Origin of the sequence: Bacillus sp. AFS073361 (assembly GCF_002567005.1) — a bacterium.
GTDB lineage: Bacteria > Bacillota > Bacilli > Bacillales > Cytobacillaceae > Neobacillus.
In genome coordinates this window covers 121,120-133,999 of the sequence record NZ_NUZU01000013.1, presented here as the reverse complement: position 1 = coordinate 133,999, position 12,880 = coordinate 121,120, and the positions used below count along the sequence as shown (strand labels likewise).

General features: G+C 36.8%; 11 protein-coding genes. 1 reads left to right on the top strand and 10 read right to left on the bottom strand.

Translation table 11 applies throughout. The features are described from left to right. Positions 1–21 precede the first annotated feature (21 nt). From ppc to COJ96_RS08585, 4 genes are all read right to left on the bottom strand, one after another. Positions 22–2,781, bottom strand: coding sequence for a phosphoenolpyruvate carboxylase (gene ppc / locus COJ96_RS08600; protein ID WP_098572527.1), 2,760 nt, complete (start codon positions 2,779–2,781; stop codon positions 22–24). 170 nt (positions 2,782–2,951) lie between these two features. Continuing rightward, entirely contained in the window at positions 2,952–4,103 is a 1,152-nt protein-coding gene (locus COJ96_RS08595; protein ID WP_098572526.1) for a cadherin-like beta sandwich domain-containing protein, read from the bottom strand. Positions 4,104–4,187: 84 nt separating this feature from the next. Further along, on the bottom strand, positions 4,188–4,637 hold the full coding sequence (locus tag COJ96_RS08590) for an SRPBCC family protein (protein ID WP_098572525.1): 450 nt from the start codon (positions 4,635–4,637) through the stop codon (positions 4,188–4,190). Positions 4,638–4,775: 138 nt separating this feature from the next. Then, positions 4,776–5,957, bottom strand: coding sequence for an LL-diaminopimelate aminotransferase (locus tag COJ96_RS08585; protein WP_098572524.1), 1,182 nt, complete (start codon positions 5,955–5,957; stop codon positions 4,776–4,778). Between the two features lie 177 nt (positions 5,958–6,134). Between COJ96_RS08585 and COJ96_RS08580 the strand changes: the two genes are divergently transcribed. Continuing rightward, positions 6,135–6,770, top strand: coding sequence for a YczE/YyaS/YitT family protein (locus COJ96_RS08580; RefSeq protein ID WP_098572523.1), 636 nt, complete (start codon positions 6,135–6,137; stop codon positions 6,768–6,770). Between the two features lie 74 nt (positions 6,771–6,844). On the opposite strand, the gene COJ96_RS08575 is transcribed toward COJ96_RS08580, so the two are convergent. The 6 genes from COJ96_RS08575 to COJ96_RS08550 all read right to left on the bottom strand — a co-directional run bounded on the left by COJ96_RS08575 (position 6,845) and on the right by COJ96_RS08550 (position 12,815). After that, on the bottom strand, positions 6,845–7,501 hold the full coding sequence (locus tag COJ96_RS08575) for a YcnI family copper-binding membrane protein (RefSeq protein WP_098572731.1): 657 nt from the start codon (positions 7,499–7,501) through the stop codon (positions 6,845–6,847). Positions 7,502–7,532: 31 nt separating this feature from the next. Next, entirely contained in the window at positions 7,533–9,182 is a 1,650-nt protein-coding gene (locus COJ96_RS08570) for a copper resistance CopC/CopD family protein (protein WP_098572522.1), read from the bottom strand. A 310-nt stretch (positions 9,183–9,492) separates the two neighbouring features. Beyond that, entirely contained in the window at positions 9,493–10,860 is a 1,368-nt protein-coding gene (locus tag COJ96_RS08565) for a 4Fe-4S binding protein (RefSeq protein WP_098572521.1), read from the bottom strand. Further along, positions 10,847–11,242, bottom strand: coding sequence for a hypothetical protein (locus tag COJ96_RS08560; protein WP_098572520.1), 396 nt, complete (start codon positions 11,240–11,242; stop codon positions 10,847–10,849). The genes COJ96_RS08565 and COJ96_RS08560 overlap by 14 nt, the downstream gene beginning before the upstream one ends. 237 nt (positions 11,243–11,479) lie before the next feature. Beyond that, the gene (locus tag COJ96_RS08555; RefSeq protein WP_098572519.1) at positions 11,480–12,214 is read right to left on the bottom strand and encodes an urease accessory protein UreH domain-containing protein; all 735 of its coding nucleotides are present in this window, start codon (positions 12,212–12,214) and stop codon (positions 11,480–11,482) included. Positions 12,215–12,242: 28 nt separating this feature from the next. Continuing rightward, positions 12,243–12,815, bottom strand: coding sequence for a YdhK family protein (locus tag COJ96_RS08550; protein ID WP_098572518.1), 573 nt, complete (start codon positions 12,813–12,815; stop codon positions 12,243–12,245). Positions 12,816–12,880: the final 65 nt, after the last annotated feature.

The window sequence follows — 12,880 nt, the reverse complement described above, 5'->3', positions numbered from 1 at the left end:
TTTAAGGCTTCCTTTTATAAATCAACCAGTATTCCGTAGTCCAGCAGATATTCCACTGATAGTTAGCAAAACTTCAATTAATAAGTCTTCGTTTGATCCACCCTGACTTCGCAGTTCTTTTATTAACTCTACTTGTAAAAAGTTTAATGGATCGACATATGGATTTCTTCTAAATACCGATTCTTTAATATTTGGTGTATGATCAAGCAATTCATTATCGCCTGTAATTCGGAGAAGAATTTCTTTGGTACGTTCATATTCTTCAAGAATATTAGTAAATATCCGTTCAGCCATATTTTGGTCTTCAACAAGGGATAAATATTCTCTAGCTGTCGTGATGTCTGCTTTCATTAAGGCCATTTGTAAATTATCAATTGTTGATCGGAAAAACGGCCATTTTTCATACATATCCTGGAGAATAGGCAAATTTTGTTCGCTCTTTGCTGCAAACCCTGTTAAACCGGTTCCGGCTGCATACCATGCAGGAAGCAGTTGGCGGCTTTGCGTCCAAGCAAATACCCATGGAATGGCCCGTAAATCTTCAAATCGTCCTTGATTTTTTCTGCTCATCGGTCTGGAGCCGATGTTTAAATCCCCTATCTCTTTTAGTGGTGTGGCTTCAGTGAAATAGGTAAGAAAATCTGAATCACCAAACACCAATGATTGATATTTTGTTAAGGCTAAACTCGATATTTCTTCAATCGATTCAACCCAAATTGGATCACGTTGGAAACCTTGCTCTGCTTCCTTAGAGATATGTGCAACGGCTAAAAGTAATGTAGAGGTAGCTTGTTCTAAACTACGGTAGGCAATATCCTCAAGCAGATATCTTGAAGATAATACTTCACCTTGCTCAGTAATTTTTACACCATCCCCAATCGTTTCAGCCGGCTGGGATAGGATACTTTTATTTAATGGACCGCCGCCACGGCCTAACGAACCACCACGGCCATGGAAAAACTTTAGTCCGATTTGGTACCTTTTCGCCATTTCATGAATCTCAATTTGTGCCTTATATAGTTTCCAGTTAGCTGTCAGTGTACCACCATCTTTGCTTCCATCCGAGTACCCAAGCATGATTTCCTGCTGATCACCCAATATTTGCAAATGATTACGATAGATAGGCATCTCGAAAAGTGTTTCCATTATTTTTGGCCCAGCTGTTAAATCGTCGATTGTTTCCAGTAATGGCGCCACGTGTAAATGACTTTCTAAAGTGCCATCTGCGTGAAGGCGATAAATCCCAGCCTCTTTTGCAAGTACCAGTACCTCAAGCAAATCACTCGGTGATTTTGTCATGCTCACAAGATAAACGGAAATAGCTCGCTTTCCGAATTCTTCGTGTGCCTTCTTAATTGTTTGGAACACTTTAATCATTTCCTGTGTTTCCGTTGAGTAGTCTTCATTTAATAGTAAGAGTGGACGAGGATCTAATAATATATTTTGCAATATTTTTAGTTTCTCCTCTTCAGAAAGACCCGCGTAATTCTCGGTGATACTGACTTTGCGTAAAATTTCTGTTATGGCTGCTTCATGTTCGCCGCTATGATTTCGAATATCGAGTGTAGCTAAATGAAACCCAAATAATTGTACTTGTCGGATCAGCTTTTGAATAATTTTTGATTCATGTCCTGCTGGATGATGCTTTTTCAAACTCCTTTTAATCACATACAAGTCTTCTAATAATTCTTCGGAAGATTTATAGCCCAAATCCGTTTTTCCAACTTGTTTTACACGTTCAATAATAATTGCAAAGGCACGGCGGTATGCCTCACCTTTATTTGGCCATTTTTTGTCATCCGTTAAATAAGTATCCTCTTGCTCAATTAATGTAAGAAGATCCTCACTTACCTCCACCCTAGAAGTGGAATGACTGTATCGTTTCATTAATTCGACTAAAGCTTTTTTATATTTTTTTAAAACGAGTCTTCTTTGTCTTTTCAAAGTCTCCCAAGTGACATCATGTGTAACATTTGGATTTCCATCCCGGTCACCACCGATCCAGGAACCAAAACGTAAGAAATTAGGAACTTCCCATTGTGTATTAGTGAAGTTCTTCTCTAAACATTCTGCCACTTCTTGATGAATTTCAGGCAGTACTTCGAAAAGAGTTTGATCAAAATAATACAAACCATTTCGAACTTCGTCTAAAACAGTAGGCTTGTTCTGTCGTAATTCATCCGTTTGCCAAAGTATTGAAACTTCGTTAAACAAACTTTCTTCCAGCTTTTTTCTTTCTCTTCTTGTTAACAAAGGGTGATCGAGGTTTTTAAGAATATCAGCAATTCGCTGCTGAATCTCAAGTATGGAGCGTTTCGTTGCCTCTGTTGGATGAGCTGTAATTACAAGCTCAAGAGATAAAGTATTTAAAGTATCTTGAATGACTTCTTCTTCTATATTATTCTCTTTAAGCAAAAGAATCGCACTTTCAATAGAAGCAGGTTGGACAACCCTTTCCTCTTGAAGTTGGTACTGTCTTCTTCTACGCATACGATGGTTCTGTTCCGCTGCATTAATTAAATGAAAATACATTGAGAATGCTCGAATAACTTGTTTCCTCATCGGAGCATCTAGACTAGAAATTTCTTCTTTTAAGGCATTATAAATTGATTGATCAAAATTTTCTCTTAATGTTTTACACATTAAACGTATTTTTTCCACTTTATCAAATAATGCAGAACCACTGTGATTAATCAGAATATCTCCTAATATTTTACCCAGTAATTTTACATCACGACGCAACGGAAGACTGCTGTCATTTACTTTTACTTCTGTTGTCATACTGCCACCTTCCTTTAATCTCAAAATTCGCTAAATTTTTTATTTATTAATATACCACAATTTTGTTGGACGTGTTAAAGATAAGTTTTCTTTTTTTTTAATAAATTTTTAATTATACGAAAAAAACCTGCATTGTGCAGGTTTTTTAGGGTTATCTAATCCGTACTTTTCTAAGATTCTTTATCAAACACAAGCACATATGTCTTTCGATCAACATCATCATACGTAACGACGACAGAAATAATTGTTTTCTTGTCATTTTCCAGTTTTATTGTTTTGCTCGTTCCACCTTCAATCGAGATTTCCGAACGGCTATATTTTGCAATCGGCTTTAGTGTTATTTCATCAGCATCACTTGACACCGTGATATGATAAGTAAACTCATCGCTTGTAAAGTTACTATCCCATGTTCCTTCAGACACTGACAGTGAAGAAAGTAATGCTTTACTTACTTTTTCGGTATTTAAAGAACTTTGCTGCTGGGATGTCGGCTGTGCAGAATTAGGTCGAGTATTTATTCTGGTACTAGGCTGGATAGATACTGGATTATTTTTCTGATTTGCTGCAGGGGCTTTGACTTCAGCTGGTGTATCTTCCACTGCTTTATCCTCAACAGCTTTCATCCTTGTAACGTGGATGGTATAAATCTTCTTTTTACCATTTTCAGCAGTTACCGTGATCATAATATCTGACTGTCCTACGGGAAGTGAAACATCCACCCCATTTTTCCCTGTTATTGTAGAATTTACTTTTATTGTTGACGTTGCTTCTATCGCTGTCGGTTTAAATGTAATGGCAGGAATTTCATTTGAAACATTGACATTATATTCATTAACATCTGAAGAAAATTTGGGTGATAACTCGCCTTTTGATAGTTCAATACTTTTTAAGAAATTATTCGCATTTTTCTCTCTTGTTACCGTCAGAGTATAGGTATTTGATGAACCAGTTCCATTATTTACAGATATAATAAACTTATTGTCTCCTGTTTGAAGCGCATAAGTCCCTGTTGTCCGCTTGACAATCTCCTTACCGTTAATCGTAATCGATGCATCTGTATTAGAGCTATCTACTAAAAGCTTAATATTTTCAACCTCGTTCCCAACTGTGGCAGTATATTCAAATAAGTCTGCAGCGAATTTCTGGTCGAGCTCCTTGCCTTCAATTTCTAATTTTGAAAGATTGCTTGCTAGTTGGTTTTCTTGAACTGTTGACGTATTAGTTTCAGCATAAACAGATGATATGGATGATCCAGCTCCCACCCATGCCAGTGAAATAATTAGAAATACATTTAGGGCTTTGTTTGGTTTTGATTGTTTCATCGTTAATCCTCCTGTCCTCTATCTTTCGGGATAGTGGAATTTGGACTAACTTTATCATGGTTTGCTTAAGTTTAGCTTAAATTTTTACCTGCGATGAAATTCTTCTAATTTAGTAGAAATGACTGACGCTACCTCATCATCTGATTTTTGGAGTGCTTTTTTAAAAAGGGAATTAGCTAAAGATCCCATTGGCCCTGTTGCATTGATTTCTAGAAAGCCCGTCACACGAGTTTTATTTTTATTTAATGCCTTTGCTTCAAAATAACCCTTACCTAAATATTTTTCATTTGAACGTTTTAAATCAAAAGATATCCTGGATGGTTCGTTCCACTCTTTAATATCTATCAATAAACTAACCTTTTTTTTCATTACTCCAAGATCACTCTTAAATTCCCAACAGATTTGACGTTCATTTCTTTTTTCATGTTGAATATAGCCAGGTACAAGTGGTGCCCAATTGTTTTCGTCTCGAATAAAGTCCCAAATCACTTCAATCGGGATATCTAATTCTAAATGTTGTAAATCGCTGAGCATTTTATCCCTCTTTCATTTTCAAAGTAAAAGACCCTCTTGCGAAAGAAGGTCTTTTAAAAAATATATGTAGATATTTATATTTATAGAAGAGGCAAGAAGGAGTTTGCCCAAAAAATCACCATTACGTATGATGTTACTTTACTTCTTTCTTGAATATTCCATTAGGAATTCATGAATTCTTTCAGCCGCTTGGGATAGTCGTTCTGGTGGTTGCACCATAGCAATCCGAACATATCCCTCACCCAGGTTTCCAAACGCATCACCCGGAATGACAGCCACTCCAGCTTGGTCAATTAATTCAAAGGCAAACTCACGGGATTTCCATCCTGCTGGGATTCTTGCCCACACAAACATGGTTGCTGGGGACTTGGCAACTTGCCAACCACTTTTTTCAAGCCCAGAAATCAATACATTGCGACGCAGCTCATATTCATTCACCTGTGTTTTAAGAAAAGCAAAATCTGAAGTTAACGCCCTTACGGCTGCTTTTTGGATCGGATAAAAGACTCCATAATCAATATGTGATTTAAATGATGCTAAGATGTCAATGGCTTGCACATTGCCGACGACATAACCAATCCGGCAGCCTGCCATATTAAAGGTTTTTGAAAGAGAATTAAATTCAATTCCAATCTCCTTTGCCCCAGGGACAGACATGAAACTAAGCTGTGGATTCCCATCGAAAATCAACTCAGAATACGCAAAATCATGAACAACCAAAATATTGTGCTGCTTAGCAAAGGTAACTACCTTGTCAAAAAATGACTGATCAGCTAAAGCTGTTACAGGGTTACCAGGATAACTGATAATCATCATTTTGGTTTTATCCAGCACATCTAACGGGATTTCTTCTAGCATTGGCAGGAACTTGTTTTCAGCTAATAACGGCATCGGATAGATAATCCCGCCTGCAATGTTTACACTTGCCTCATAAATGGGATACCCGGGATCCGGTACCAATACATAATCACCAGGATTAATGATTGCCGAAGCCAAATGAGCAAGACCATCCTGAGACCCCATTAGCTGCAATACTTCAGATTCTGGGTTTAGGTCAACCGCATATCTTTGCTTATAAAAATAACTTACGGCATGATTAAATTCAGGTATCCCTGTTAGGGTATAGCCATATTTGCTTGAGTCACTAGCACAATCAATCAATGTATCGACAACAAATGACGGCGGTGGAAAATCTGGACTTCCTACACTTAAATCAATGACATCCTTACCAGCTTTGATAGCTTTCAGTTTTCGATTAGCTATCTCTTGAAAAATACTAGCCGACATTTTTTTTACTTTTTCTGATGCAACGAGATGCATAGATATCCCCTCTATCCTAAGAAAAATTTAACTATTCTAACATATTTAAATTATATCAATCTAACGAATTCAATTCTATATATCAATATAATCATTGATTATTATTCAATCATACTTTAGAATCTTAAGATAGGTTTTAATATTCAGAAAAAAGGTTTTGTGTGGGGGTAACTAAAAATGAAGCTGGTTCAGTATTTATTATTTTTTGCGGGACTAACCTTTTTTGGCTTAGGAAATGCAATTGCCGTTAAGGTAAAATATGTGGGCCTGCATCCTTGGGAGGTACTGAATGTTGCGCTATTTGAACATTTTGGTTTAACCATTGGAACATGGGGAGTCATATGCGGACTGATCCTGATAATCATTTCTGTTTTTGTAGCAAGGAGTTATATTAACATAGGTACTATCCTTAATGCCTTATGTATTGGACCTATCATGGACTTTTTCCTCTGGTTAGATATTCTTCCAAAAGCAACAGATACTTGGGTTGATTACCTTATTCTTCTCTGTGGAATCATCATTACAGGGGTCGGCGGCGGGATGTATGTTGCAGCAGGAATCGGTGCGGGTCCTCGTGATGGCTTTATGTTATCCATCTCTGATAAAACTAAGTTATCAGTTAGTCAAGCACGCATTACGGTAGAAAGCATAGTATTATTGATTGGTTTATTGTTAGGTGGTCCTGTTTTTATAGCTACTTTCCTTTATACATTCATTCAAAGTCCAATTTTCCATCATTCTCTTAAGCTATTTAAGGCATTAGTAGAAACAATCACTAAGAAGAAACGACGAACTCAAGATATTGCCCTCTGAATAAGACTAGGAAGCCACCATATTTTAACCTTTTAAAAAAATAGAAGATGCACACGGCATCTTCTATTTGCATTTTATTTTTTTCGGATTGCGATAATCAGTGCAGCGAAGGAAAGCAACGCTGCTAATCCCGATAAAATTAGTGATAAAGATGTGAATGTTTCTGTTTTCTTTTCAGTCACTTCTGTTTTCGTTTTTGAGTTATCCTTTGTTTGTGCCTTATCACTATGTTCTGATGTTTGACTGCTATGTTGGTCTGTGTTGGAAGTAGTTACAATATCTGTAATAGAATGGGGTGCGTCAGACCCTTCCCCACCGGTCCATTCGACTATACTGCCATCCTTGTAATATTGAAAAGCATCCCAAGCAGCTTTGGTTGCCTTTTCCGGGTTTTTCGCTACAAATACAAATTGTTGGAATTGACCACTTAAAATCCCTTCCCCAGTTGTTTCGAAGGTAAATGTTTTTACTTTACCACTAGCATCCTTTTCAGATGAATAGGTCCAGCCTGGAACGGGTTGATAAGACATAATTTCTACACCAGCTGGTGCTTTGACCGTTACTTTCGTGGTGGCTACATCCTTTTCAACTGGCACTTTTAAAGTATAAGTTTCCCATGCGCCTGTTGAAGATGTTTTTGGCATTACTGTGACATGAGCACTTGCCATACTTGAAAAGACAAATAAGCTGATTACTGCCGGAATAAATACTTTTGAAATTCTGCCAATCATTTTTTTCATTGTTAACTCTCCTCGAATGTTTTTATTGGCTTCCCACTAAAACGATGAAATCTGTATCGATACTTTCTAATGACTTTGTTAAAACGTGTACATGTACGTTCCACTTTCCAGCCATGGTAAAATGTAAACCCTTTACTTCGTACTTTCCTTCGGCCGTTTTTGCTAGGTTAACCGTTTCTTTTCCCATATCCATTTCAAGCATTGTAAACGTTAGGTGTAATTGTTCAATATCTTTGATGGGCTGTCCTGCTTTATCTTTTAATGTAACTTCAAATAAATTCGTTCCAATTATATTTGGGGTTGCTGCCAGTGTAATTTGCTTGCCCTCATTTACTATATTGGTTTCCTTGAACGGCCCCGGCGACTGCATGGCTGTTGGTAAATTGGTTAACACGACAGAAAGAATAAGGATGATTAGACCCGTCAAAAGTTCACCCTTTATGGGAGTCCCTAATCCCTTGGCAGTACCCCTTTTTCCTTTAAGAAAATTCACCCCAGCAAGCACTACCATTAGGACAAATAAACTAACTTTACCTATTAATACCTGTCCATAAGTTGTTTGGACCAGGGCTGAAAGGTTGGGAATATATAATAAGCTGCTATATATTCCTGTACAGGTTAAGAGCAGAACAATAATTAAGCCCCATTTGGAGAAGTTTTTTATCATTCTAAGATAATCCTGTTTAAAATCCGTATTTTTTCTTAATGAAAGGAAGCCGACAAAACCAATTAAACTTCCAATCCAAATCGATGCGCCGAATAAATGAAGGAAATCCATTGCAATCGGTAAAAATTGATTTGATTGGGAAGCAGCATGACTTGTCATAGACTTTGTCCATAGCAAGGCACTTCCTAGAATAAAACAAGCCCACAAAATGATTCGTTTCGTGCTCTCGGCCATCCCCATGAAAGAGGTAAGTAGAACAAGCGTAATGAGGAGAGCGATTTGAATAATCCATGAATGCCCATAACTCGTATTCATTAAGACATTTTCAATTAATGGAAAGCTGAACACTTCACTCCATGGGAATCCAGATTCAATCGATGCCTGTAGTGGCAAACTTAATAAAAGGCTAAAGAATAGGAGGGTTAGACTCGCATTAATTAGTCTCCGGAACTTATTGTCAACTGATTCTATCTCCCTTAATTTATAGGGCATGACCATCATATAAAAAAAGATTAGCCCAACATAACCAGCATTACTAAAATATTGAAGCCAACGAATGACGATTAGATCGGCCTTGGGTTTGTAACCCTTTGTTACCTTATTGGAAGTTGCTGAATTTTGACCTTCATCACCAACCTGAAATGGAATGACACCTTCGACCGGATGCCCATCACTTGAAACCACCTTCCATTTAATCCGGTAGGATCCATCGGGAAGGCCATTCTTTAATCCACTCGTTAAGATAGATGGTTGTTTTGGATCAATTCGGCCATTCTTTTTATCGACTCGATTCCCCTCTGAATCAAACACTTTTATGGAGTTAAAGGCCGGTTGGATTGATTCATCAAATTTTATCATAACCTCAGATGGTGCCTTTTCAACTGTTTCATTTTCTAATGGTGTAGACTTTTTTATGTAGGCGTGCGCCGAAGAAATAGACGGAAATAAAAATAGAAACAGGGCAAAGACTAGTAGTAATGTACTTACCTTCTGTTTTGTTTGCAACCCATCACACCCTTATCACCAAAATCATTGTTGTAATAACTTAACTTTATGAAAAATAGTTTCTACTGTCGATACAATGATAATGATAAATAGGGTTAATAACAATATCTTTTCCAGACCAACTTGTGACTAATTGTTGAACTTTTACGGTTATTGAGGAATTTTTATTTATAATTATCCTTAAAAAGTTTGGTTTGCAAGTAATAATCATAAAAGGAAGAGATTATCAAAAACCTCAGAATAGGTTTTTGATAATCCCTTCCCCTTTTTAAAATTATTTATAATAAATAAGGCATTATTTAATCCTACATCAAACTCTATGCATCATAGGTAAGGAGAATAAATAAATATTTGTGATTGCTAGGACAGTCATAAGCGCGTAATATGGCAGCATAGCTTTAAAAGATGTCATTTTGCCTCTACCCATTCTGTACACCACATAACAAGTACCTACCAACCCGATTAATATCACTATATACTGAATCATTTGTACGGTTGGAGTTGAGGCGAGACTTAAACTTGCTGGGTTAGTATCTACTCCAAATAATCGGATTGAATTAAACCATACTGCCTTCCCTTCTGTGAAGATGTGGAATAGGTTATGAGCCAGATGACCAGCAAGATCCAAAGGAATAATCGCATAGCCAAAACGAGTAAAGTTCTTTTTGATTGAACCTTCCATTCCAAGTAGTGATGCTAGTTTTGCAGTACCTAACATTAAAAAAATTGGTAATGCCATGGCAATGATAAAGGCAATCGTAAAGTTCACAACATAGTTTTCTGTACCAGTCACAGAACCAATTGCATTCAGTATATCCTGCCATGGTTCAAGCATGGTTATATTTTGTACGAACACGATACCCATAATAACAGCAGCCAAAGAAGCATGCTCAAGCTTCGGTTTTTTTAATCCCCACAATTCTTTTGTAGGAATTCTTGTTGTAATTTTAACCGAATTGCTTGGACAGTTTTTCACACAGTTTCCGCAAATATTACATTCTGCACCGGACTCCATTGTTTTAGGGAATTGGAACATTGGGCATCCTTCAACACCCTCGGTTCCTTTGTAGCAAGATTGGACTTTACAGGTTTTACAAATTTCAGGAGTCGCCTGTACTTTTAATGCACCAGAGCGTGAATAGTTTCCAGCAAGACCACCAAGGAAACAGAGTGTTTTACAAAAGGTTCTTCTTTCATAAAAAACAGAAGTGGCTACGACCATGGTTACGAGTAAAAGCAATAGGTAACCTGAACCTCGTGGCGACTCTACAATTCCCCACACATGGTCACTGTAAGTAATGGCAATAAAGAATAAATCTATCAACCAAATTCCATATTTCCTTAAAAACTTAGGCATCGGTCGCTTGCTGCCAACAAATTTACGAACAATATCACTTAATTTACCGAACGGACATATCGCACACCAGAAGCGTCCGGTTAGTAAAAATAGAACTGGAATAATCGGCCACCATAACACCCATGTCATCGTTGTACCAAAATTTTTACTCGGATCCACGGTACCCATTACTAATTCGTAAACTATGATGGAAAATACAAAAATAACAATCCATTGAAAGATTCCAGGATACCATTTGCTTTTCACAAACTTTTTCACCACTGGTATAGATAGGAGATTACAAGGTTCCTTTTCTGGTAAGTTTTTCTCAGGCATTGCCATTGTTTTCATCTCCCTTCCGTCTAAACCATTTATTCCAGACACCTATTAAGACAAATGATAGATTTACTGCCCCAAAGGTACCTAACACTTTATAGTTTGGGGGGGATTCAACCACTGGTCCATGATGATCATGAGCTGCCCCACCGTTTCCTTCCATGTTCATTCCTTCCATATCGGTTCCACTATCATGATTCATGCCTTCCATGTCGGTTCTGCTGTCATGATTCATAGTGGCATGATCACCAACGGATGTTTCCTTTTTTAGATTCTCTGTTGCTTGTTTTAAATTGGGGGTATGAGAATGCCCCTCATCTGCAAATACCCTTACATCGAATGAAAGGATAAATGATAATGCAAAAATAAATAAAAATAGTTTCTTCATTTTTCCACCTCCAAAATGCTATTTTTGTATCTAATGTTCATATGTTTAATGTAATGGGGAAATTTGCAGATTGTATGCATTTTTGTTGGAGATAATATGGAGTATTGATTTTCTGTTCATTTGTTCATTGATTTGTAAAATCTGGCTTCAATTTTTTGTTACTTTAGCCCAAAATCTCAAAAAAAAGAAGAACCCAAACGGCTCTCCTTTACTACTTTACTTTTTGTGTTGTTATTCTTATAAAGACCAATAAGTTAATGTATCAAAAATTCCTAAGAGAAACATCAAAATACCGGCAATCCTTTGTATCACCATTCCAAACTTTCTCCCTTTTTTCATTAACACTCCACTACCGCCGAGGAACCAAATGATAAAAATAAAAATCAATAGTGGAATTGCAGTTCCAATTGCAAAGATTGGAGGTAGAATAAACCCATTTGCACTAGATAATACGACAGGCATTAAGGTGACAAAGAAAAGTACAAACATAGTCGGACAGAATGCTAATGAAAAACTAAATCCTAACATAAAAGAGCCGAATGGATTTTCACTCTTGTATTCATTTAATCCCTTTAATAGATTTAATGTTCCTGTTAATTTAATAAAACCCATCATAAATAACCCAACTATCATTAATAATGGCCCCATAATCTTCCGAATCCATGGAAAATATAAGGTGAGATTTTGTTCCATTTCCCTTCCAAGAAGCCACACCAAAACACCTAATAAAGAAAATGCTACTATTTTACCGAAAGTGAAAAAGATAACATCCTTCCAAGCGATTTTCTTTTGAATAGAACGGTTACCATAAATTGTTACAGCACTAATATTACCAGTTAGCTGACAAGGTGCAAGAGCCCCAATAAGTCCTAGAATAAACGCAAAGACTATTGGCCATGCTTCTAAACTATAGGCTATATTGGAAAACGGTTTACTAACAAATGAGCTAAATTGACTTAATATACTATACATTTAATCACCTTAAATCAATATATACCTTTTATTTGCTTGAAAGTTCACTTTCTGTTACCCATTTATGATTTGTAACTTTTTCTCCCGCACCAACCGGAGTGTAGTCAATCATATATACCGTAGTTTGTTCTGCTGAATTTATTGTGCCAGAGGCACCCTTCATACCTTCCATGTGGTCTGCTTCTAAGGTAACTTGAGTTCCAGGTTTTAATGATGTACTACCAGCATTCATAATTTCTTCTTGAATCACCCATTTATGGTTTTCTACTTTTTCTCCACCTGTAGTTGGAGTATAAGAAACCGCATAGGCTGTTGTAACATATGCTCCCGCTATTGTTGCTTTAGCTCCATTCATCCCTTCCATATGGTCAGCATTGATAATTGCTTGACTTCCCACTTTATAAGTAGGATTCACTTTTTCCTTTAAACCATTAGGAACCTCACCTGAACCTGAATGTTCCATATGTTCCATTTTCATACTATTATGGTCCATTTTTTTATTTTCATCAGAACTCTTCTCATTACTATTGTTAGCACAGGCAGACAACATTAACATTAAGCCCAATGAAACAAATCCTACCACCAATCTATTACTTTTCATATTTACCTCCTAAAATTATATTTCAAATGGTATTCTACAACAAAAATTTGCAGAAACTATGAATT